This is a genomic window from Streptomyces puniciscabiei (assembly GCF_006715785.1).
Lineage (GTDB): Bacteria > Actinomycetota > Actinomycetes > Streptomycetales > Streptomycetaceae > Streptomyces > Streptomyces puniciscabiei.
Window position 1 is genome coordinate 572019 of sequence record NZ_VFNX01000002.1, and the last position, 20973, is coordinate 592991.

21 protein-coding genes and 1 pseudogene are annotated in these 20973 nt (G+C 72.2%); 7 read left to right on the forward strand and 15 right to left on the reverse strand.

Annotated elements, in window-relative coordinates; genetic code table 11:
- Window positions 1-3: 3 nt before the first annotated feature.
- Genes FB563_RS33510 through FB563_RS33520 form a run of 3 tightly spaced genes read right to left on the reverse strand, consistent with a single transcriptional unit; the run spans window position 4 to window position 2254 of the window.
- Window positions 4-861: a 5-oxoprolinase subunit C family protein gene (locus FB563_RS33510; RefSeq protein ID WP_142219139.1), complete on the reverse strand. Its 858-nt coding sequence runs from the start codon at window positions 859-861 to the stop codon at window positions 4-6.
- Window positions 858-1505, reverse strand: coding sequence for a 5-oxoprolinase subunit B family protein (locus FB563_RS33515; RefSeq protein ID WP_055706670.1), 648 nt, complete (start codon window positions 1503-1505; stop codon window positions 858-860). Before FB563_RS33515 ends, FB563_RS33510 begins: the two co-directional genes overlap by 4 nt.
- On the reverse strand, window positions 1502-2254 hold the full coding sequence (locus FB563_RS33520; RefSeq protein ID WP_055706671.1) for a LamB/YcsF family protein: 753 nt from the start codon (window positions 2252-2254) through the stop codon (window positions 1502-1504). Before FB563_RS33520 ends, FB563_RS33515 begins: the two co-directional genes overlap by 4 nt.
- Before the next feature lie 168 nt (window positions 2255-2422).
- Between FB563_RS33520 and FB563_RS33525 the strand changes: the two genes are divergently transcribed.
- The 4 genes from FB563_RS33525 to FB563_RS33540 are packed head-to-tail and all read left to right on the forward strand — an operon-like array spanning window position 2423 to window position 5348.
- Window positions 2423-3142 carry a DUF969 domain-containing protein gene (locus tag FB563_RS33525; protein ID WP_055706672.1) on the forward strand — a complete coding sequence of 240 codons (720 nt, stop codon included), beginning with the start codon at window positions 2423-2425 and terminating at the stop codon, window positions 3140-3142.
- Window positions 3139-4113, forward strand: a complete 975-nt coding sequence (locus tag FB563_RS33530; protein ID WP_055706673.1) for a DUF979 domain-containing protein — start codon at window positions 3139-3141, stop codon at window positions 4111-4113. The genes FB563_RS33525 and FB563_RS33530 overlap by 4 nt, the downstream gene beginning before the upstream one ends.
- 54 nt (window positions 4114-4167) lie before the next feature.
- Window positions 4168-4818, forward strand: coding sequence for a pyroglutamyl-peptidase I (pcp, locus tag FB563_RS33535; protein ID WP_055706674.1), 651 nt, complete (start codon window positions 4168-4170; stop codon window positions 4816-4818).
- Window positions 4818-5348 carry a DUF2891 family protein gene (locus tag FB563_RS33540; RefSeq protein ID WP_055706675.1) on the forward strand — a complete coding sequence of 177 codons (531 nt, stop codon included), beginning with the start codon at window positions 4818-4820 and terminating at the stop codon, window positions 5346-5348. Before pcp ends, FB563_RS33540 begins: the two co-directional genes overlap by 1 nt.
- Before the next feature lie 53 nt (window positions 5349-5401).
- Here the strand turns inward: FB563_RS33540 and FB563_RS33545 are convergent, their stop codons facing one another.
- The 5 genes from FB563_RS33545 to FB563_RS33565 form a co-directional block, all read right to left on the reverse strand.
- The gene (locus FB563_RS33545) at window positions 5402-5740 is read right to left on the reverse strand and encodes a GNAT family N-acetyltransferase (protein ID WP_055706676.1); all 339 of its coding nucleotides are present in this window, start codon (window positions 5738-5740) and stop codon (window positions 5402-5404) included.
- A 73-nt stretch (window positions 5741-5813) separates the two neighbouring features.
- Window positions 5814-6803 carry a pirin family protein gene (locus FB563_RS33550; protein ID WP_055706677.1) on the reverse strand — a complete coding sequence of 330 codons (990 nt, stop codon included), beginning with the start codon at window positions 6801-6803 and terminating at the stop codon, window positions 5814-5816.
- 82 nt (window positions 6804-6885) lie between these two features.
- A complete protein-coding gene (locus FB563_RS33555) occupies window positions 6886-7878 on the reverse strand; it encodes an NADPH:quinone reductase (protein WP_055706678.1) in 993 nt (330 codons plus the stop codon).
- Between the two features lie 51 nt (window positions 7879-7929).
- Window positions 7930-8829: a 4Fe-4S domain-containing protein gene (locus FB563_RS33560; RefSeq protein ID WP_055706679.1), complete on the reverse strand. Its 900-nt coding sequence runs from the start codon at window positions 8827-8829 to the stop codon at window positions 7930-7932.
- A gap of 346 nt (window positions 8830-9175) precedes the next feature.
- Entirely contained in the window at window positions 9176-10366 is a 1191-nt protein-coding gene (locus FB563_RS33565) for an acyl-CoA dehydrogenase family protein (protein WP_055706680.1), read from the reverse strand.
- A 525-nt stretch (window positions 10367-10891) separates the two neighbouring features.
- Between FB563_RS33565 and FB563_RS33570 the strand changes: the two genes are divergently transcribed.
- Window positions 10892-11278, forward strand: coding sequence for a DUF2267 domain-containing protein (locus tag FB563_RS33570; protein WP_055706681.1), 387 nt, complete (start codon window positions 10892-10894; stop codon window positions 11276-11278).
- A gap of 28 nt (window positions 11279-11306) precedes the next feature.
- Here the strand turns inward: FB563_RS33570 and FB563_RS33575 are convergent, their stop codons facing one another.
- A complete protein-coding gene (locus tag FB563_RS33575) occupies window positions 11307-11975 on the reverse strand; it encodes a dienelactone hydrolase family protein (protein WP_055706683.1) in 669 nt (222 codons plus the stop codon).
- Between the two features lie 494 nt (window positions 11976-12469).
- Here FB563_RS33575 and FB563_RS33580 point away from each other — a divergent pair, with 494 nt between their 5' ends.
- Window positions 12470-13651 carry a glycosyltransferase family protein gene (locus tag FB563_RS33580; RefSeq protein WP_055706682.1) on the forward strand — a complete coding sequence of 394 codons (1182 nt, stop codon included), beginning with the start codon at window positions 12470-12472 and terminating at the stop codon, window positions 13649-13651.
- Window positions 13652-14059: 408 nt separating this feature from the next.
- Here FB563_RS33580 and FB563_RS33585 read toward each other — a convergent pair.
- The 5 genes and pseudogenes from FB563_RS33585 to FB563_RS33605 form a co-directional block, all read right to left on the reverse strand.
- Window positions 14060-14355 (reverse strand): annotated as a pseudogene (locus tag FB563_RS33585) (pyridoxamine 5'-phosphate oxidase family protein); the annotation flags it as partial.
- Window positions 14356-14478: 123 nt separating this feature from the next.
- A complete protein-coding gene (locus tag FB563_RS33590; protein ID WP_055706903.1) occupies window positions 14479-16671 on the reverse strand; it encodes an MMPL family transporter in 2193 nt (730 codons plus the stop codon).
- Between the two features lie 240 nt (window positions 16672-16911).
- On the reverse strand, window positions 16912-17565 hold the full coding sequence (locus FB563_RS33595; RefSeq protein ID WP_055706904.1) for a maleylpyruvate isomerase N-terminal domain-containing protein: 654 nt from the start codon (window positions 17563-17565) through the stop codon (window positions 16912-16914).
- A gap of 76 nt (window positions 17566-17641) precedes the next feature.
- Window positions 17642-18007, reverse strand: coding sequence for a 5-carboxymethyl-2-hydroxymuconate Delta-isomerase (locus tag FB563_RS33600; protein ID WP_055706905.1), 366 nt, complete (start codon window positions 18005-18007; stop codon window positions 17642-17644).
- A gap of 104 nt (window positions 18008-18111) precedes the next feature.
- Window positions 18112-18963, reverse strand: a complete 852-nt coding sequence (locus tag FB563_RS33605; RefSeq protein WP_055706906.1) for a helix-turn-helix transcriptional regulator — start codon at window positions 18961-18963, stop codon at window positions 18112-18114.
- An 87-nt stretch (window positions 18964-19050) separates the two neighbouring features.
- Between FB563_RS33605 and FB563_RS33610 the strand changes: the two genes are divergently transcribed.
- The gene (locus FB563_RS33610) at window positions 19051-19842 is read left to right on the forward strand and encodes an SDR family NAD(P)-dependent oxidoreductase (RefSeq protein ID WP_055706907.1); all 792 of its coding nucleotides are present in this window, start codon (window positions 19051-19053) and stop codon (window positions 19840-19842) included.
- A 17-nt stretch (window positions 19843-19859) separates the two neighbouring features.
- Here FB563_RS33610 and FB563_RS33615 read toward each other — a convergent pair whose 3' ends face one another.
- The gene (locus FB563_RS33615) at window positions 19860-20732 is read right to left on the reverse strand and encodes an SGNH/GDSL hydrolase family protein (protein ID WP_055706908.1); all 873 of its coding nucleotides are present in this window, start codon (window positions 20730-20732) and stop codon (window positions 19860-19862) included.
- Window positions 20733-20973 lie beyond the last annotated feature (241 nt).

Consider the following 20973-nt stretch of genomic DNA (forward strand, 5'->3'; position numbering starts at 1 on the left):
CGGTCAGCCGGGGGTGAAGCGGACCGGCGTACCCGGCGCGGCCTGCGCGGCAGCCGCCAGCGCGGTCTCTGCGACGACGCCGATCACCGGGTAGCCGCCGGTGGTCGGGTGGTCGTGCAGGAACACCACCGGGCGGCCGTCGGGGGGCACCTGGACGGCGCCGAGGACCATGCCCTCGCTCGGCAGCTCGCCGGCCGACACGCGCTCCAGCGCGGGTCCTTCGGTGCGCAGGCCGATCCGGTTGCTGTGCTGCGACACGCGGTACGTCGCCGCGGTGAAGGTGCGCAGCGCGCCGGGGGTGAACCAGTCGGCGCGGGGGCCGAGCCGCAGCGGCAGGGTCAGTTCGGTCGGCGGCGCCGGCCAGGGAGCGCTGTCCGGAAGCGCCGGCTGCCGGGCGGGGGTGCCCACCGGGAGGACGTCGCCGTCGCGCACCGGCGCCGGGCCCAGTCCGGAGAGCAGGTCCGTCGACCGGCTGCCGAGGACCGGTTCGACGGCGATGCCGCCGGCGACGGCGACGTACGAGCGTACGCCCGCCGTCACCCCGCCCACGTCGAGCACGGCGCGCCCGGGCACCCGTACGGGCACGCCCCAGGCCACCGGCCGGCCGTCGACCGTCACCGGGCAGGGTGCGCCGCCGACCACGACGGTCACGCCGCGGTCGGGACGCAGGGTGCAGCCGGTCAGCGTGGTCTCCAGGGCGGCGGCGTCGGCGGCGTTGCCGAGCAGCAGATTGGCCAGTCTCAGGGCGGCCGAGTCGAGGGCGCCGGAGCGGGGAACGCCCAGGTGGGCATGGCCACGACGGCCGCTGTCCTGGACGGTGGTGAGGGCGCCGGAGCGCAGGACGGTGAGCTCGGCGGTCATGGCGTGCCGTCCTGAGCCACGAACCGTACGCGCGTCCCCGGTGTGAGGAGGGCCGGTTGGTCCCGGCCGAGGTCCCACAGCGGTGTCGGGTCCGGCATGGTTCCGATCAGCTGCCAGCCACCGGGGGTGGCGCGCGGGTACACCGCGCTGTAGGGGCCGGCGAGCGCGACGGCGCCGGCCGGGACGCGGGTGCGCGGGGTGTCGCGGCGCGGAACGTGCAGCTGGGCGGGCAGGCCGGTGAGGTAGCCGAAGCCGGGGGCGAAGCCGCAGAAGGCGACGCGGAAGGTGTGGGAGGAGTGACGTGCGGCGACCTCGTGCACGGCGACGCCCCACAGCGCGGCCACCCGGGCCAGGTCGGGTCCGTCGTAGCGTACGGGGATCTCCACGACTCCCCCGCCGTCGGCGGCCCGGTCGGGCACGTCCCAGTGGGAGATGTGGCGGGCCAGCTCCTCCGGGTGTGTGACGCCGTCCAGGAGTACAGTGCGGGCACCCGGCACGATCTCCACGACGTGGGGCAGGGTGCCCGCCGCGCGCCGCCGGAGGACTTCGGCGTGGAAGGCCGCGGTGTGCTCGGCGTCCGGCAGCTCGACGAGCACCGCGTGCCGCCCGGCGAGGCGCACCTGCACGGACCGGCTCTGCGTCATGCGAACGCCCCGACCTCGATCCCGGCCGCCTCCAGGGCCGCGCGTACCCGCGCCGCGATCCGGGCGGCGCCCGGGGTGTCGCCGTGGACGCACAGGGAGCGGGCGGTCACGACGACCGTCGTCCCGTCCACGGCCTCGACGGCACCGTCCACCGCGAACGCCAGCGCGCGCCGGACCACCTTGTCCTCGTCGGTCACCACGGCGTTGGTCTCGCGCCGCGACACGAGCGTGCCCGCGGGGGTGTAGGCGCGGTCCGCGAAGGCCTCCGGTACGGCGGTGAGGCCGGCGTCCTCCGCCGCGGCGAGCAGCTCCGACCCCGGGAGGCCGAGCACGGACAGCGCGCCGCCGGCCAGTTTCACGCCCTCCACCACTGCCGCGGCCTGCTCGGCGTCGTGCACGGTGCGGTTGTAGAGCGCGCCGTGCGGCTTGACGTAGGCCACCTCGGCGCCGGCGGCCTGCGCGAAGACCCGCAGTGCCCCGATCTGGTAGGCCGTCTCGGCCGCCAGTTCGTCGGGCGGTACGTCCATGGCCCGGCGGCCGAAACCGGCCAGGTCGCGGTAGGACACCTGGGCCCCGATCCGGACGCCGCGCTCCGCGGCGAGGTCACAGACGCGCCGCATCACCGAGGGGTCGCCCGCGTGGAAGCTGCAGGCGACGTTGGCGCTGGTCACGACGGAGAGCAGGGCGTCGTCGTCGGTGAGGGTCCAGCGGCCGAATCCTTCACCGAGGTCCGCGTTGAGGTCGATCACGCCCCACAACGTAAGCGATTGTTGAACGATCCGACAAGGGGTGGATTTTTCGAACGCCCCCTTGTTCGATCGTTGAACGATCCCCTAGGGTCCGGGCATCCCCACGGATCCGGGCCCCCGGATCCGCGCCGCTCGGGCGTCCCGCCCGCTCACGCCAAAGGCCACCGCATGATCGTTCTCCTAGGCGTCGTCGTGGTGATCCTCGGATTCGTCACGCGCCGCAACCCCGTCCTCGTGGTGGGCGTCGCCGGTGTCTGCACCGGGCTGCTCGGCAGGATGAACCCGCTGGAGGTCCTCGCGGCCTTCGGCCGGTCCTTCGCCGACAGCCGCTCGGTCACCGTGTTCGCCGTCGTCCTGCCCGTGATCGGTCTCCTGGAGCGCTACGGCCTGCGCGAACAGGCCCGCAGACTCATCAGCCGGCTCGGCGGCCTGAGCGCCGGCCGGTTCCTCACCGTCTATCTGCTGGTCCGCCAGATCACCGCGGCGTTCGGCCTCACCAGCATCGGAGGTCCCGCGCAGTCGGTACGGCCGCTCGTCGCGCCCATGGCCGAGGCCGCCGCCGAGCGCTCGACGGGCGCGGCGCTGCCCGAGCGCCTGCGGGAGAAGGTGCGCTCCTACGCCGCGTCGGCCGACACCGTGGGCCTGTTCTTCGGCGAGGACTGTTTCATCGCGATCGGCTCGATCCTCCTGATCACCGGCTTCGTCAACTCGACGTACCACCAGAACCTCGAGCCGACCCAGCTGGCCCTGTGGGCGATCCCGGTCGCCGCCTGCGCCTTCCTCGTGCATGGCGCCCGTCTGCTGCTCCTGGACCGGCAGCTGCACCGGGAGATGGCACTCGCCACCGCCGAACACGATCTGCCGCGGCCGAAGGAGACCAACAAGTGATCAAGGTCGAATGGCTCTACTGGCTGGTGGGCCTCGTCTTCGTCGTCATGGCCGTACAGATGGCCGCCGACCGCAGCAACCCCAAGCGGTGGACGACCGCCGCGTTCTGGGGCCTGCTCGGGCTCACCTTCCCCTACGGCACCGGCGTCGCCGACGCCACCGCGAAGAACGGCGACTGGACGTTGCCCGCCGAACCGCTGGGCGTCGCGGTCCTCGCCCTGATCGTGCTCGCCGGGTTCAACTTCCTGGGCAAGGGCGTCCCGGTCACCAGCACCAGCGAGGAACGCGAGGCCTCCGCGGCCCGGCTCGGCAGCAGGATCTTCATCCCCGCCCTGACGATCCCGCTCGTCGCCATCGTCTGCGCCTCCCTGCTCGACACCTCCGGCCTGTTCGAGACCGGCAAGGCCACCCTCCTCGGGCTCGGCGTCGGCTGCCTGGTCGCGCTGGTCGTCGGCATGCTGGTCACCGGCGAGCGGAAGCTGTCCGTGCCGCTGCACTCCGGGCGTTCCATGCTGGAGGCGATGGGCTCCGCCCTGCTGCTCCCCCAGCTCCTCGCCGTGCTCGGCTCGATCTTCGCTCTGGCCGGGGTCGGCACCCAGGTCGGAAAGATCGTGCACGAGGTCCTGCCGGACAACTCGAAGTACCTGGCCGTCGTCGCGTACTGCGTCGGCATGTTCCTGTTCACCGTGATCATGGGCAACGCGTTCGCCGCGTTCCCGGTGATGACCGCGGCCATCGGCTGGCCCGTCCTGATCGAGCAGATGCACGGCAATGCCCCGGCCGTTCTCGCGATCGGCATGCTGGCCGGCTTCTCCGGCACCCTGTGCACCCCGATGGCCGCGAACTACAACATCGTCCCGGCGACCCTGCTGGAGCTGAAGGACCAGTACGGCCCCATCAAGGCGCAGATCCCGACCGCCCTGCCGCTCCTGGCCTGCTCCACCGTGATCATGGCGCTCTTCGCGTTCTGAGCCGCCTTCGCGTTCCGAGTCGTCCCTACCCTCGCCTCCCGTGAAGGAAGTGCCATGACCCGCGTGCTCATCACCGGCTTCGCGCCCTTCGACGGCCAGGAGGTCAACCCGTCCTGGCGGGCGGCCCGTCTCGTGGCCGCCGAGCCGCCCGCCGGGCTCACGGTCACCGCCGCCGAACTCCCCTGTGTCTTCGGCGAGTCCGTCGACACCCTGCGCGATGCCGTCCGCGCGTCGACGCCCGACCTGATCCTGTGTCTGGGCCAGGCGGGCGGCCGTCCCGGCGTCACCGTCGAACGCGTCGCCGTCAATGTCGACGACGCGCGCATCCCCGACAACGCGGGCAACCAGCCCATCGACGAACCCGTGGTCCCGGGCGGCCCCGCCGCGTACTTCTCGACCCTGCCCGTCAAGGCCTGCGTCGCCGCCCTGCGCGCGGCGGGCGTGCCGGCCGCGGTCTCCAACACGGCCGGCACGTTCGTCTGCAACCACGTCGCGTACGGCCTCGGCCACCTGATCGCCACCGAATTCCCTAGCGCCCGCGGTGGTTTCGTCCATGTGCCCTGGGCTCCCGAGCAGGTCCTGGACGGCACCGCCCCCGCCCTGGCGCCCGCCACGGTCGCCGACGGACTGCGCGCCCTGCTGGTCACCGCCGCCGGCACCCTGGCGGAGCACGACCTGAAGGTCACCGAGGGAGCCACCCACTGATGCCGCGCAGCGCACACGCGTCCGGCTTCGCCCGTCCGGCCCTTGCCGACATCACCCGGGAGTACCCCGACTTCCCTGCGCACCCGGTCACTTCACCCGACGAGGAGGTACGGCCCAGCACGCTGCATCCGGCCTTCCAGGGCGCCGACGACTGGCACTCGTCGGTCCATATGCACTGGCTGCTGGTGCACCTGCTGCGCCGCCACGGCGACACGCCCGCCTTCCCCGCCCACGGCGCCGGGTTCCTGCCCGCGCCGCGCTCCGGCGCCCCCTGCCCGCTGCTGGAGGTGCCGGTCGTCTCCGACCACGCCGACCGCACATCGGCCATCTGCTGGGTCTCACCCTCGGCAGGGCCGCCGCGCTGCCGGACGGGCCGGTCCGCGCGCTTGGCGGAAGCCGCCGAGGCCCACCTCGCGGCGAGCCTGCCCGCGGTGGAACGCACGGACTTCACGACCGGCCACTGGCCGGCCACCTTCGCGGCACTGGCCCTCGGCGCGGGATCCGACTCCCCAGCGGCCGACGTCGCCTGACCGACGGCGGGCGGCGACTCGCTCCACGACCGCAGGGCCGTCGCCGCCTGGGGTCAGCCCAGTTCGGTGTCCAGCCAGTGCAGGACGTCGGGGGTCACGGGGTCGGTGATGTCGGCGAACTCCTCGTGCCTGTTCAGGAACTTGGCCACGTACGGGCAGACGGGCACGATCCGCTTGCCGGACTCCCGCACGTCGGTGAGCGCCTCCTGGACCAACCGGGAGGCCAGGCCCTGTCCGGCGAAGGCCTCGTCGACCTCGGTGTGGTGGAAGACGCGCTGGTCACCGCGGTCGCGGTAGGCGGTCAGTCCGGCGCGCTCGCCACCGACCATGATCTCGTAGCGGTTCCTGGCGGCGTTGTGCTCCACGGTCGGAGCGGCGGAGGGCTGGCTCATGGGGTGCCTTTCGGACGGGAGCGGGTGGGGTCGGTGCACGCGGCGGAGAGGAACGTGACGCGTGCCGGAGATGTCAGCGGCGCGGTGGATTCCTGCGCGGTGTGATCACGGCGTTCGGCAGGGCGGGGGCGGGAAGACGGTGCCCCGGATACCCCTCGACCACCCCGAAGCGATCGGAGGAGTTCTGCCAGTCCTCCCGGGCCTTGGCGACGTCCTCGTGGCTGCGGCCGACGAAATTCCACCACATGACGATCTCCTCCTCGAACGGGGTCCCGCCGAGCAGCACCGTCCGTGCGGCGTCGTCCGACTCGTTCGTCAGGGTCAACGTGTCGGCGCCCGGCGCGACATAGCCCAGCTGCGCAGGACCCACCGGGGTGTTCGCCAGGCACACCAGTCCCTGGTCGACCAGGAGGCCGTGCTCGAAGGCGGGGTCCACGGCGAGGGTGAGGGTCGCGCGCGGCCGGAGGACGATCTCGGCGCCGAGCAGCGGTGTGAAGGCCGGCACCGGAGAGACCCGGCCCGCCAGGGAGCCCACGAAGACCCTGATCTCCGCTCCGTCGGCCTGCACCGGCTCGGGTGCGTAGTGCTGGAAGTCCCGTTCGGTGTCGCGGTGTTCCGCCGGGAGAGCCACCCACAGCTGCACGCCGTGCAGGACGGTGGTCCGCGGGGTGGAGACCTCCGAGTGGCTGATGCCGTACCCGCCCGTCATGAGGTTCAGCTCGCCGGGCCGTACGTACGTGTGGTTGCCCATGCTGTCCCGGTGCTCGATCTCCCCGGTGAACAGCCAGCTGACCGTCTGCAGGCCGGTGTGGGGGTGCGGGGCGACGTCCATGCCGCCTGTGACCGAGACGTCGTCCGGGCCGTAGTGGTCGGCGAAGCACCAGGCGCCGATCAGGGTCCGCGCGCGCTGCGGCAGCGTGCGGCGTACGGTCATCGCCCGGGGGCCACCGAGGGGCACATCGCGCGGGGTCAGTACGTCGACCCGGGCCGGCCCGGTGGTCCGGTCGGCGTCGACTGCGCCCCCGCACCGCAGCTCCTTGGGTTTCGTCTCGATGTTGCTCACCGTGGACCGCCTCCCGGAAGATTAGTTCTATGTTCAACTATTATGCCATGGCCGTAGGCCGTCACCCAGGGCGGCCGGGATGTCAGCCGGCGGAGGTGAGGTCCGTACGCAGGACGACCCGGCGTCCGTGCAGTTCGCCCCTCTCCATCCGGGCATGCACGTCGGCGGCCGCGCCGAGGGGAAGGACCTCGATGCTGCGCGGGCGAAGGGCACCCCGGCCGAGCAGGTCGTTGATGTACGCGGCGGCTTCGGCGAGTTCGGCGGCTGTGGCGTGGGAGATCACGAACCCCACGAGGGAACGGTCGTGCATGTACAGCGCCCCGGCGGGCAGGACCGGGCGGGTCCGGGCCCCGGCCAGCAGCACCACGCGGCCCCGGCGGGCGAGCAGGCCCACCGTGGTCTCGAGGTCGTTGACGCCTGCCGTGTCCAGGTACAGGTCGATCCCCGACGGCGCCGCGCCGCGGATCTTCGCCGTCAGTTCCGGATCCCGGTAGTCGAACACCTCGGCCGCCCCCAGCTCCGCGCAGTACGGCGTGTCCCGCGCGCCGGCCGTGGCGAGGACGCGGGCGCCGGCCCGCACCGCCATCGTCACCAGGGCGCTGCCGACGTTGCCCGCGGCGCCGGCGACGAACACGGTGTCCCCCACGCGCAGCCGCCCGTGGACGAACAGGGCCAGATAGGCGGTCGCCGCCGGATGGAACGCGGCCACCGCCGCGTCGGGATCGACCCCTTCGGGCAGGTGGTACAGCCGGTCGGCCGCCACCACCGCCTGCTCGGCCGCCGCGCCCTGCCTGCCTCCGTGCCCGAGGCTGTTGCACCACACCCGGTCCCCGGCACGGAAGCCGCTGACGCCGGGGCCCGTCTCGGCGACCGTGCCGACCAGATCACGGCCCACGACGAACGGAAAGTCGACCTGCGTGGGGAACAGGCCCGACCGCACGAACGTGTCCACCGGGTTGACCGTGGTCGCCAGGACGTCCACCAGCACGTCGGTCGGACCGGGCCGGGGCGCGGCGATCTCGCCGTACCGGATGACCTCGGCGGAACCCAGCTCCTCGATGTACGCAGCACGCATGGCACCACATGTTTCCACCACCGCCCCGCAAACCTCGGCCGCACCGGGCCGTCACCAGCGCATCGCGGTGAAATCGACGGGCCGGGGCGGCAGTTCGCGGGTGCGCTCCGCGAGCCCTCGCAGTCGCCGGGCCATCTCGTCGGCGGGGAGACGCCGGCGGTCGCCATGGCCGGGCAGCAGCCACTCGAAGCGCAGGTGTCCGACGGTGCGCGCCAAGGAGGCGGCCAGCTCCCGGATGTCGTACCAGGTGACACTCTCCGCGACCTCGATGTCCCCGGTGGTTCGCGACCAGTAGAAACTGTCGCCGCTGAAGCAGTACCGGTCGTCGGCGAGGAAGAGCACACTGCCCCGTGTGTGGCCGGGCAGGGGCTGGGCGATCACCCCTTCGGCGATCTGCACCGGGTCGGTGCCGTGCAGGACGCGGTCGGCGTCCGGGGCGGCATCGAGGTCTCCCTCGTGGATCCACAGCCGCGCGCCGAAGCGGTCGGCGTAGCGGCGGCCGTGCGCGGCGTGGTCGCGATGGGTGAGCAGGACGTCGGTGACGGGGGCGAGGGTCTCGTAGCGCGCCGCCAGCGCCGTGCTCCAGCGTGGGGTGTCCACCATCATCGCGGTGCCGTCGGGACGGCGTAACAGGTAGGAGTTGGCTCCCGCGGTGCGCGGGGAGTTGTGTCCGCACAGGTGGACGCTGTCGTCCAGGGCGATCGGGAAGGGGTCCGGTGCCGTGTCCAGCCGCCCTCCCGGGGGGCGGATCGAGCGGGTGGGGCAGGCATGCGCGGCGGCGTGGAGCAGCCGCGCCTCGGTCTGGTCCCGGGGCTGCCGCAGCACGGCCGAGCGTCCGTCGATCTCACCGATCAGGCCGGGCGCGAGCTGCCGCGCGACATCGCAGTTGGTGCACCGCTCGTCCACGTACCAGCCGGCATACCGGCCGTCCCCGAACCGCTCACCGCTCATGTCCCGTGCCCTCCGCATCGTGTCCGCCGACCGCTTCCTCACGCTTCAGGGGTATCCGACGCCGACCGGACAAAGGAAGGGTGCGTGGATCTTGTGGTCGGGGCATGACGCTGCTCTGAGCGGATGGTGCGAGCCGCGGCTCCGGGCTGATGCGTGAGTGGTCCGTCGACATCGCGGGTGGGGCGGGCACGGTGCGGCAGTAGCCCGGGGAAGTGGTGATGGCCCGTCCCGTCGGCACCGACGGGGCCCGCGGGGATCCGCGCGCCGGTGGGACGGGCCTGCGCCGTCGAGGACACGTGGCGGTGGCCGACGTGACCGGCCACCGTGTCCTGCCGGGGCGGCGAGGTCAGCGCCCCGGCTCGGTGCCGTCCACACCGAGTGCCCAGGCCCCGTAGGCCGTCCCGGTGGTCTCGAAGGAGAAGACCATGTGGGACGCGGCGGTGTTGACGTCGCGCCAGAACCGCTGGACCGGGTCGGACTCGAAATGACCCGTCGTCCCCATCCCGCGGAAGAGCCGTTCGACAGCGGACACCGACAGCTCGACCGCCAGCGCGAGGTCCCGCGGACCGCGGACCGCCGCCTCGCCCTGCTTGGTCTCCTCGATGCCGTCGGCGACCCGGGCGGCCCGCTGGACGAGGAGTTCCGCGGCGTCCACCTCCGCGGCCGAGCGCGCCAGGTCGATCTGCACCGACGGCTTCTCGCGCAGCGGGGCACCCCGTCGGTCGAGCCGCCGGAGGTTCTGCTCGACCGCGGTCCGCACCGCGCCCCGCGCGGCGCCCACCACGGGCACGGCGAGCGGCAGCGCGTTCACCTCGTTCACGGGGACCGTGTGGCAGCGGGCCTCGGAGGCCGTCGCCCGACCCGCGTTGATGTCGAACCGGGACAGGGTCAGATGCTCGGGCACGAAGACGTCGTCCAGGACCATGGTGTCGCTGCCGGTCCCGCGCATGCCCAGCGTGAACCAGGTGTCCTTGACGGTGATGTCCCTCTGCGGCACCGCGAAGAACCGCACCTCGCCCCGCCCGTCGGGGCCCACCTCGCCGGGTACGGCGGAGCAGGCGAAGACCCAGTCGGCGAAGCGCACCCCGCTGATGTACTTCCATTCGCCGTTGAGCCGCCAGCCACCGGGGACGGGCTCGGCCTTCCCGGCCGGCATGAGCGCGCCCGCCACGAGGGCGTCCGGCCCGTCGCCCCAGATCACCGCCTGTCCCTCCGGGGGCAGGTACGCGCCGTACCGGGCCGCGTAGGCGGACAGCGAGGCGGCCCAGGCAGCCGAGGCGCAGCCCTCGCCGACCAGGGTCACCGCCGAGGTCATGTCCACGAACCGGCCTTCCGTACCGCCGAAGGCCGCGGGGACGAAGTGCCGGGCGAACCCGGCTTCCCGCACCGCCGCGACCACCTCGGGCGCAAGGCACCGGGCGGCCTCCGTCTCGTCGCTGCACCGCGCCGCGATCTGCGCCACGCGCGGAGCATCCGCGACGACCGCCGCCACGCTCGGCTTCTCGGCAAGGATCGTCGCTGTGCTGTCGCTGAGCATGTCTTCGCCACCTCCGTTGGGATGGCCGCAGTCTCTCCGGCCGAGCCCACGACGGGCCGCACCCGAGCCGGGACCGGCCCGCCAATCACCCGACCGGCTTCGCCACGACCGCGTCCGGTGCGCTCCGTCGGCCAACAAGCCGGTGCGCTCCGTCAGCCAACAAGTGGGATGCGTCGTGAGCGGCACCCGGTGGGAATGCGGGACCGCCACGCAGCTGTGAGCGGGAACGGCCGCCGTCCTATGCCCCCTGGCTCGCCGGCCACGGTCGCCGCCTCCGTCGCGGCCGGCAGCCGGATCACCCCGTCCGGAAGAGCGGAAAGCTCCCCGCACCGCCCTCATGGCGCCACGCGGTCTTACGCTCGGCCCGCCCGATGTCGAGAGCTCCCTCCGCTTCCGCGCGGCCCGGGACCGGCGAACCTACAATGACGACATCACCCATGTCCGTCGGCCGCCCCGTACCTCGGCCGCGGCGGGCGGGAGGGTGCGGCTCGCCGTGATGGCCTGCGACGACAGTGGGAGGCAGCCGTGCAACTGGAAGAATTCCTGGCCCAGGTCCGCGACCGGGGCGAGTACCGCAGCCGCGAGGAGACCGAGCACGTGTGCGAGGCGGTCCTGTGGGCGCTCGCGACCCGGATCGCCCCGGAACAGGCCGACGAACTGGCGGCTCGGTTGCCCGCCCCGCTGGACGAGGCCCTGCATCTGGACCGGGGGCGTCCGGAGACGTTCGACTGCGACGAGTTCCTGCGGCGGGTGTCCGTGCAGACCGGCGCCCGGCCCCGTACGGCCGAGTGGGACGCGGACGCCGTACTGTCCACGGTGGCCGACGCGGTGCCCGCCCCACAGCTCGACCAGCTCCTGTCCGGGCTGCCGGACCGCTACGCGGAGTTCTTCGGCAGGGCGAATCCCAGCTGACAAGGCGTCCCTGCCGGCAAGGCACCCATCATCCGCCCTGCTGCGCGGCGTCCCCGGTCAGCCGGTCGTCGCACCACTGCCTGGCCACCGCGGCGACCTCCTCCAGGGCGCCGGGCTCGCCGAACAAGTGGGTCGCACCCGGAACGATGTGCAGGGCGCACGGGGCCCGCAGATACCTGGCCGCTTCCTCGTTCAGCTCCTGGACCTGCTGGTCCTGGCCGCCGACGATGAGCAGCACCGAGGCCTGCACGCGTCCCAGCGCATCGCCCGCCAGGTCGGGCCGGCCGCCTCGCGAGACCACGGTCAGCACCCGCTCGGGGCGCTCGGCCGCGGCCACCAGCGCCGCGGCGGCGCCGGTGCTGGCGCCGAACAGGACGACGGGGAGACCGCGGCTGTCGGGCTGGGTGTCCAGCCAGTCGATCGCGGCCACGAGACGTCGCCCGAGGAGCGGAATGTCGAAGCGGTGCTCGCCGGTCAGCGCGTCGTGGCGCTCCTCACGCTCGCTGAGCAGGTCCATCAGCAGTGTGCCGAACCCGGCGGTACGCAGTTCGGCGGCCACCATCCGGTTGCGCGGACTGTGCCGGGAACTGCCGCTGCCGTGGGCGAAGAGCACCACGGCCCGCGCCGCCGTCGGGACCACGAGGTCACCGGAGAGTGTGGCGTCGCTGGTGGGAACCAGAACCATGTCGGAGATCATCGGCTTCACTTCTTCCACGCCTGCCGACCACCGGATCACGGCGGATCACCAGGATCCGGATGTCCCTGTCTCCACCATAACGAAGCACCGCATGTCACGTCTTTCGTACAAACCTCTCGTGGGCCGCCGGTCGTGAGGTACCTTCTCGCGCATGCGGCAGTCCTGGACGACCGCCGATGGACTGCGGTCAAGGCGCCTGGGACGACAGCGACCCATTTCGCTTCCCCGGACGTCCCGGACGACGAGGCACCGCGCCGGCGGGGTCGGTGAACTCCTGCCGGCCCGGCCGGACTTCAGGCCCACGAGGAACTCGGGCGGCCTGCAGCGTCCCGTCCTCCTCGGCCTCCGCCGCCATGTCCGCGGAGACGGGCCGACGGTGACACCCGGATCCGAACGGTGGGACCTCCCGCGCCGGGCGGGCGTGACGCGGCCTTCCATCCGGGGTGTTCCGGATTGCGCTCGTGATTCCGGCCGCTCAATCTCGGAGGGTGAGCATGTCACCCGCGCTGCGGCCGTCCGACAGCCCTCGAGAGACCGGCCGCGGTCGGGCGCAGGGCGCCCCCGGCGTGCTCCGGGCCCTCGCCGTCTTCGCGGCCGTCCGGCTCGCCGGAGTGGTCCTGCTGATCGTGGTCGACGCGGTAGCCGGCCGACCGTTCGGGAAGAGCCTGGCCCATGCCTGGGACTCGGTCTGGTACCTGCACATCGCGGAGCACGGCTACGGTAGCCAGCTGCACATCACCAGCACGGGCGCGGTCCAGACCGACTGGGCGTTCTTCCCGCTGTATCCGGGGCTCATCCGAGCCGTGCGCGGGTTACTCCCGGTGACCGCCGGGCAAGCCGGGCTGCTGATCGCCTGGAGTTGCTCGGCGCTCGCCGTGTGCGGCGTCTACACGGTCGTCCATCACCTCCACGGGCGGGCGGTCGCGACCGCTGCCGTCGCCCTGTGGGCCGTACTTCCGCAGTCGGTCGTCTTCGCGCTGGCCTACACGGAACCGCTGTTCACCGCATGTGCCGCCTGGTCCCTGCACGCCGTCCTGCGCCGCCGCTGGCTGACCGCGGGCTCGCTGGCGCTGCTGGCGGGCCTCAGCCGGCCGAACGGGGTCGCGGTCGCCGCGGCCGTCGCCGCCGCGGCGGTGCACGAGGTCGTACGGCAGCGTGGGCGCGCCTCCCCGGGACTGCTGGTCGGCATGGTCATGGGTCCGCTCGGCTGGGCGGGCTATGTGCTGTGGGTGGGACGGCAGACCGGTGACCTGTGGCACGGCTACCTGCAGGTGCAGAGCGCCTGGAACTCCCAGCTGGACCTCGCGGTCGGGCCCCTGCGGTTTCTGGAGTCGATGCCGGTGCAGGGCAGTTGGGTGACCTATCCGGTGTCCGTGGCCCTCGTCGTGGCCGGCATCGTGTCGTTCTGCGTGTTGTGTCTGGACCGCGCCCCGCTGCCCCTGGTGGTCTTCGCAGGCGTGCTGCTGCTCCTGGTGGTCGCGGTGTCCGGACCCTTCTCCTGCAAGCCGCGCTTTCTCCTTCCGGCCTTCCCCCTGCTCATCCCGCCTGCCCGCGCCCTCCTGCGGACCTGGCGCCCGAGCCCGTCGCACCGGACCCGCCTGCTGTGCGGCGGCCTCACGACCGTGTCCCTGCTCTACGGCACCTACCTGGCGGCCCTCGCCAGCCAGCCGCTGTGAGGCACCTGCCCAGGGTGGCGCGGCTGTGCGACACGACCCGGGCCGCGGCCCGGCGGACTTCCGGGGCAGCGGCATGGAGCAGGGGCAGCAGCCGGGGGGGAGGAGTCGTCCCTGGTTGTACTCGATGCCCGGCCGGGGGCCGGAGGCAGGTCCTGTCGTCGAACTCCCGCCGTCCGCCCGGAGGGCGGGCCTCGCGGCGTCAGGGGCGTGCTCTGGGGGTCCCCCCGGCCGAAGGCTGGGGAAGTGCCGGGCCCTGGCCCTCGTACTGGATGTACTTGGGCCCGGGCCCGGTGCGGCGAGTGGGGGCACCTCCCACGCCCTCGAGGCAGTGGAGGAGCGTGCAAGGCGTCGCGGGGCGGGGGGGCACCTCCCGGCCGAAGGCTGGGGGAGGGAGTTTGACGACAGGGCCTAGCCCTCGATGTCCAGCGCCGGCCCGTACAGCCGGGCCACGCGCAGCCGGATCACGAGCCTGCGCTCGGCCACCTGCTGTGTGCGGAAGGCCTCCTCGTCCTCGGGCCTGGCGGCCGGCGGGAGCATCGCGAGGAGTTCCCGGCCGACCGTGTCACCGGGCACCGTGGTGGCCTCGGAGACCTCGGCGGATCGGAGACCTCGGCGGATCCCTCGGCGACGGCGAACGACCACGCGTCGCCGCCCTGCACATGCAGCGCCGCCCACAGATCGCGTCGCACATGCTTCGCCTTCACGTCAGGGGGCGGGGTGCAAGTCCTTGAGTCGTGGCAGTGCAGGCCCCACGACGTGCCGACGGGGAGTCCGGCCAGGTCCCCATGAGGGCCTGGCCGAACTCCCCGTGACACCGCACGCTGCCGCTAGTTACGGCGCCCCGCGGGGTCGTGGGCGACGGAGTCGCGGTCGGTGCCGGGCGCCGGCACGGAACCGCCGACGCCGGTGCCCGCGCCGGCCGGCGCCGCCTCGGCCCGGTCGCCGTGCCCCGGCCACCACGCGGCGTGGCCGATGAGCGCGGTGAGGCTCGGGGTGAAGAACAACGCCATGACGAAGGCGGCGACGGCGATGCCGAAGGACACCGCGAAACCCATCTCGGTGAACAGCGAGTTGCCCGCCAGCATCATGGTGGCGAAGGTCGCCGCCAGGATGAAACCGGCCGCGGCGACCGTCGGACCGGCGTGCCGCAGCGCCATGCCGGCCGCCTCGCGCGGCTCGCGGCCCTCTCGGGCCTCCTCGCGGAGCCGGGCGATCATGAGGATGTTGTAGTCGGTGCCGATGGCGACCACGAACAGATACATGATCACCGGCAGCAGGAACATCAGGCCGGAGTTTCCCTCTCCCTTCTGGAAGATCCAGACGGTGGCGCCGAGGGTGGCGCCGAAACCGAGGCCCACGGAGGCCATCAGGTACCAGGGGGCGACGACACTGCGCAGCAGCAGGCCCAGGATCACCATGATGAGGATTGCGGCCACCGGGAAAACCGTCTTGTAGTCGTGGTTCACCGCGGTGTTGATGTCCTTGTAGATCGAGGACATGCCGCCGACGAGCGCCTTGGTGCCCTCCGGGGCGTTGGCGTGCGCGACGTCCCGCACCCGGCCCACGGTGTCGATCGCCTTGTCCGTCGACGCCTCGTACTTCAGGGTGACGGTGATGTCGGCGGTGCTGCCGTCCTTGTTCACCTGCGCCAAGCCGGCGTTGGCGACCCCGTCCACGGCTCCGAGTTTGCTCACGTACGCGCCGAAGGCGGCCTTGTCCAGGGGCTTGCCGTCGGTGCTGGACAGGTAGACGTCGGTGGGTGCCGCGGCGCCCGCCGAGTACGCCTTCTGCATCTGGTCCTGGACGACCATGGACTCCTTGGTCTTGGGCATCGAGCCCGAGGCCAGGTCGAACGAGGCGTGGTAGCTGAAGACGCCGAGCGACAGCGCGACCAGGACGAGGCCGGACACCACGGCCGTCAGCGCCGGGCGGCGGCGCACTCCGCGGCCGAGCGCGGCGAACATCGCGTTCTCCGGCTCCTTCTGCCAGGACTTGGAGGGCCAGAAGACCTTCGGTCCGATGAGCGAGACCACGGCCGGGATCAGGGTCAGACCTGCGACGAGGGTCGCGCCGACCGCGATGGCGAGTGCCGGACCCATCTGCTTGAGGAAGCCCAGCGTGGAGAGCACCAGCGCGAGGAAGGCGACGATGACCGCACCGGCGGCCGAGGCGATGGCCTCGCCGACCCGGGCGACCGCGTTGATCATGGCCTGCTTGGGTTCGTCACCGGCTCGCAGGCGCTCGCGGTAACGGAACATCAGGAAGAGGAAGTAGTCCGTGCCCACGCCGAAGAGCACGACGATCAGCATGCCCGAGATCGAACTGTTGGCCTGCAGGTCGAACAGCTTGGTGGCGTAGGAGATCAGGCCGTTGGCGATGACGGACACCAGAATGATCAGCACCACAGGGAGCACGGCCAGGATCGGTGCCCGGAAGATGATCAGCAGGGTCACCAGGATGATCACGAAGGTGCCGAGGAAGATCAGCTGCTGACCACGCTTGGACGCGTCCTGCTGGTCGAGGGTCTGCGCGGCGGAACCGCCGAGCTTGACGTCGAGATGCGTGCCCTTGGCCAGCTGCTTGACGTCGTCGCGCAACACCTTGGCCGCGTCGGCCTGTTTGGGCTGACCGGCGTTCTTGCTGTCCATCTGGACCAGGGTGAGGCCGTACCTGCCGTCCTTGGACGGCGGGCCGGGGACGACCTTCTGCACCTGGTCGATGTGCTTCTTGCCCAGTTCGGTGGTGATCCGGGCGATGTCCTGCTTGTCGCCGGCGGTCAGCTTGCCGCCGTCCGTGCGCTGGTACAGCGCGATCGCGGACGGGGTGAAGGCGCTGGGGAACGCCCTCTGCTGGAGGTCCGCCGCCTTGATGGACTCGTAACTCTTGGGTAGGAAGCTGCTCTCGTCACTGTTCGAGGGCAGACTCGGGGCGGTGGCGACGATCGCCACCGCGGCGATCAGCCATGCCACGATCGTCCACACGGGATGTCGGACGACCGTGGTGCCAATACGTCGGAACATGCGGAAGGTCCTCCTGGGCAGGAAGATCACCGCAGCCCGGGGAGCGGTCCCTGGCATCGGCGACCCTGAACGGCGCGTATCGAACGGGCCGTTCCATTGGTTGTCTTGGCGTCACATGGTAGTGACTGGGTGCAAAAAACATCTCATCAGGTGGTCTCGGCTCGAGTGAGCTTCAAGCACTCGGGGGACAGGGAGTGCTCAAGGCCACGGAAGCCCTAGACCGGCGAGCGGAGGGACCGCTCAGCCCAGGGCGAACGGGAGTTCGGCGGCGTAGTCACCCAGCGCCGCCTTCTCCGTATCGCTCGGGGTACGGCGTCCGGTGCCGATCAGCAGCGCGTCCTTGTCGGAGAACGAGGCGGGGAACGCGCTCCCGGCGATCTTCTCCAGGGACACCCGCGCCGCCGCGAGGGTCTCGGCGGGCGGTTCGGCGGCCGACGGCAGATGGGCGATCAGGTCGAGGTGGTGCAAGGTCCACTCGACGACGTACGCGGACAGGTAGTCGCCGACGGTCAGCACCTCGTCGCGCGTGCTGACGCGGACGGCCGGATCGGCGAGTTCGGCGGCGCGGCCCGCCGCGGAACCGACGTCGTCCAGGTGGAACTTCAGCCACCGCGGCTCGCCGTAGGCGGCGGCCAGCCGGGGGATCAGCGCGTCGAGCGGATCCTCGCCGGTCGGGGGCTCGACACGGTTCCAGTAGGTGACCGCGTCCACGGTCGGTTCGGTGTCGGCGGGTGTGACCAGGGTGATCAGGACGTCCTGGGCGTCGATGACCAGGTGGCACACCAGGTCCCGTACCAGCCAGCCGGTACAGCCCGACGGCCGCTCGAAGTCCTCGTCGGGGAGTTCGGCGACCGCTGTGCGCAATGCCGTCCAAGAGCGTGAGAAGAGATCCACTGACCGCACGGTAGTGCGGGGCCGACACGGCGGACAACCGAATTCGGACGTGTCGGGGCCGGCTCCGGCCCGGGGCTCACCGCGCGGAGGGCGAGAGCCGGTAGGAGGCCGCGAGGTCGCGCACCTCCACCGACAGGAACACCCGGTCCTCATCCCCGTCGGCCACCGGCAGATGCTTGGCGAGCAGGGCCAGAACGCTCTCCGACAGCCGCGCCTTCCGCGCCTGAGAGCGGCCGGGCATCAGGCCGACCTCCACGTGGACGAAGACGGCCTCCCCGCCCGGCTGTTCCCCGGCATACGTCTGCACGGGCCGGAGCAGCGTCTTGCACACGCCCGAGGTACCGGACTCCTCGACCACGAGCGGGTGCAAGTCCTTCACGAGGGCACAGGCGTCGAGGGAAGGGGCCAGGTGAGAGGAGTAGTCGATGGTGAGGTACGGCATGGAGGGCCTTTCCCGCGCTACCTGTAGTTTCGCCAAGCAACTATTTTCCCTCATGCCGCGACGCCTCCTCACGGCACCCCTGCCACAGGTCCCCGGTCCGCGGTTCAGCGGGCGGCGTCCATGCGCTGGGTGCCGATGACCGACAGCAGGCGCAGTGCCTCCTCGGACGGTGTGCCGGGGACGGCCGTGTAGATGACGACCTGCTGATTGCGGTCGGCGAGGTCGAGGGCGTCGCAGTTGACGGTGACCGGCCCGACCAGCGGATGCCGGAACGTCTTGCGCAGTGTGGGTTCGCCGTCCACGTCGTGGGAGTCCCACAGCCGGGCGAACTCCTCGCTCCCGGCGCGCAGTTCACGGATCAGCCCGGCCACCTCGGGATCGTCGGGATAGCGTGCCGCTGCCGTGCGCAGCCGACGCGCCGCGTGCCGGGCGAACGCGTCGGCGTCGGACACGCCGTACAGCCGCTGCCCCTCGGAGCGCGTCCCGAGGAAGGCGCGGCGCGCCAGGTTGCGGTCGCGGGGCGACAGCGCGGAGAAGTCCTCCATCAGGGCGGCGGCCAGGTCGTTCCAGGCGAGCACCTCCAGCGTGGCGGAGGTGACGAAGGCGGCGGACTGCGGCAGCCGGTGGATCAGGTCGAGGATGCTCTGCCGCACCTCGCGCGGGGGGCCGGGCGCGGGGTCCGGCGGGGTGCCGGCCAGCAGATGCAGGTGCTCGCGTTCGGCGTCCGACAGCCGCAGGGCGCGGGCCAGCCCCGCCAGTACCTCACGGGACGGGCGCGGTCCGCGGGCCTGCTCCAGCCGGGTGTAGTACTCGGTCGAGATGAACGCCAGGTGCGCGACCTCCTCCCGCCGCAGCCCCGGGGTACGACGGCGCGGCCCGGCCGCCAGGCCCACGTCCGCAGGGCTGATCCGCTCGCGCCTGCTGCGCAGGAATCCCGCAAGTTCCGCTCTGTCCACACCCCCAGTGTGCGGGCCCGCCACGACGCCCATCCAGGTACTGGCGGTGCCTGGATGGGCCCGTGCCGGGGGCGCACGCTCGCTGCCATGGACAACACACCCAACAAGGACACGCCGCCGCACGGGCTGCTGGCCGGCAAGGTCGCCTTCATCACCGGTGCCGGGCGCGGCATCGGCGCCGCCGCGGCGCGGCTCTTCGCCCGGGAAGGGGCCCGGGTCCTGCTCGCGGCCCGCACCGAGGCCCAGCTGAAGGCGGTCACCGAGGAGGTGCGGGCGGCGGGCGGCACCGCGGAGTACGTCGTGTGCGACCTGGCCGACACCGCGAGCGTGCGGGCCGCCGTGGACCGCTCCGTCGGCCTCTACGGCCGGCTCGACATCGCCTTCAACAACGGAGCGACGATCCAGCCGCCGGGCCCCATGGACCAGCTGCCCGAGGCCGAGTTCGACCGTGTGTACACGGTGAACCTCAAGAGCGTCTGGCTCGCCATGGTGGCCGAGGTCGCCGCCATCCGGGCCACCGCCGGGACGGGCGCCATCGTCAACAACTCGTCCATCGGCAGCCTGCGCGGCAATCCCGAACTGCCCGTCTACGCTGCCATGAAGCGGGCGGTGAACAGCCTCACCGAGTCGGCCGCCGTGACCTACGGTCCCGAAGGGATCCGCGTCAACGCGATCGCGCCCGGCAACACCCTGACGGAGATGATCCGCGCCTGGGAGGCGGAGGCCCCCGGTCTTCAGGACCGGCTCACGGCGCTCACCCCGCTGCGCCGAGCGGCCGCGCCCGAGGAGATCGCCGAGGCCGCCGCATGGCTGCTCAGCGACCGTTCCTCGTTCGTGACGGGCACGGTGCTGAAGGTCGACGGGGGCGCCCGCGCCTGAAGCGCGGGCGCCGGAGGTCAGCCGAGACCGAGCACACTCATCGTGCGCTCGGCCATGCGCTGCTCGCCGAGCGCGTTGGGGTGCACCGGAACGATGTTCTGCCCGAACAGGAGCGGCTCGATCCACCGGGTGCCGACGGCCTGGCACGCGTCGTGCCCCTCGGACGCTGAGGAGAAGTCCACGTACGTGGCCCCGGTCTCCGCGGCGGCGCGCTGCACGACGGCGTTGAGATGGGCCTGCAGCGCGTGCAGGTACGGCACGTCACCGGAGGCGACCGGCAGTCGGGCGAAGCAGGAGGGGTCGGCCTCGGCGGGCGTGATCCACGGGTAGCCGAGCACCGCCACGCGGGCGTTCGGTGCCTTGGCGCGCACGGCACGCAGCGCGTTCTTCAGCGCGGGGTAGGTCTTGGCGTCGATCGCGTCGTCGAAGGAGGTGCCGTACGTGTCCTTGCAGGGGCTGCCCCTGCCGCCGCTGAGGACGCCGGCGGTCCCGCAGGCGAGCATGGCGCCTATGAAGGTGCCGTTGTCGTTGCCGCCGATCGTGAGCGTCACCAGGCCGGTGTCCGCGCCGACCGCGTCCGCCTGCGGGGCGACGCCGGGGTACTGGGACCCGGTGAAGTCCTTGGTCTGGGCGGCGCCGCAGGTGACGTCCGTCAGCCGGGCCCCGGTGCGGGCGGCGATGACGTGGGGGTAGTTCGCCGTGGAGCGCAGGCAGATCAGGTTGCTCGTGTCGACGGGTAGGACACCCGAGGCGGCACTGTAACTGTCGCCGAGGGCGGCGTAGTTCAGGGGGGTGGTGGCGTGGGCCGGCACGGCGGTGAGGCCGAGGGCCAGCGCGCCGGCGAGTGCGGACGCCGCGGCGACGACGCGGCGCAGGGCGGGCTTGGGCATGGGTGGGTGCTCCCTCTTCTCGGGTGGGGGCACGCAGCAGGCGGGCATGACGGGGCCCGCGCGTGTGCTGTGCGCGAGAAAGCGGCGGCTCAGAGCGAGGTGGGGTACGGACGTGGGGTGCCGGTTCGCGGGATTACCGCTGAGTACTACCCATAGGTAATGTGCGGTCACCGGGCCACGGAGTCAACGTTGTTGACACAGATTCTTGAAACACCCACGAACAGGGGTGAACCGGCGCGCG

Bases quoted from the DNA above. Each gene is read 5' to 3' on its own strand.
- FB563_RS33510 (WP_142219139.1), bottom strand. From the start codon at position 861: ATGACCGCCGAGCTCACCGTCCTGCGCTCCGGCGCCCTCACCACCGTC.
- FB563_RS33515 (WP_055706670.1), bottom strand. From the start codon at position 1,505: ATGACGCAGAGCCGGTCCGTGCAGGTGCGCCTCGCCGGGCGGCACGCG.
- FB563_RS33525 (WP_055706672.1), top strand. From the start codon at position 2,423: ATGATCGTTCTCCTAGGCGTCGTCGTGGTGATCCTCGGATTCGTCACG.
- pcp (WP_055706674.1), top strand. From the start codon at position 4,168: ATGACCCGCGTGCTCATCACCGGCTTCGCGCCCTTCGACGGCCAGGAG.
- FB563_RS33540 (WP_055706675.1), top strand. From the start codon at position 4,818: ATGCCGCGCAGCGCACACGCGTCCGGCTTCGCCCGTCCGGCCCTTGCC.
- FB563_RS33545 (WP_055706676.1), bottom strand. From the start codon at position 5,740: ATGAGCCAGCCCTCCGCCGCTCCGACCGTGGAGCACAACGCCGCCAGG.
- FB563_RS33555 (WP_055706678.1), bottom strand. From the start codon at position 7,878: ATGCGTGCTGCGTACATCGAGGAGCTGGGTTCCGCCGAGGTCATCCGG.
- FB563_RS33560 (WP_055706679.1), bottom strand. From the start codon at position 8,829: ATGAGCGGTGAGCGGTTCGGGGACGGCCGGTATGCCGGCTGGTACGTG.
- FB563_RS33565 (WP_055706680.1), bottom strand. From the start codon at position 10,366: ATGCTCAGCGACAGCACAGCGACGATCCTTGCCGAGAAGCCGAGCGTG.
- FB563_RS33575 (WP_055706683.1), bottom strand. From the start codon at position 11,975: ATGATCTCCGACATGGTTCTGGTTCCCACCAGCGACGCCACACTCTCC.
- FB563_RS33580 (WP_055706682.1), top strand. From the start codon at position 12,470: ATGTCACCCGCGCTGCGGCCGTCCGACAGCCCTCGAGAGACCGGCCGC.
- FB563_RS33590 (WP_055706903.1), bottom strand. From the start codon at position 16,671: ATGTTCCGACGTATTGGCACCACGGTCGTCCGACATCCCGTGTGGACG.
- FB563_RS33600 (WP_055706905.1), bottom strand. From the start codon at position 18,007: ATGCCGTACCTCACCATCGACTACTCCTCTCACCTGGCCCCTTCCCTC.
- FB563_RS33610 (WP_055706907.1), top strand. From the start codon at position 19,051: ATGGACAACACACCCAACAAGGACACGCCGCCGCACGGGCTGCTGGCC.
- FB563_RS33615 (WP_055706908.1), bottom strand. From the start codon at position 20,732: ATGCCCAAGCCCGCCCTGCGCCGCGTCGTCGCCGCGGCGTCCGCACTC.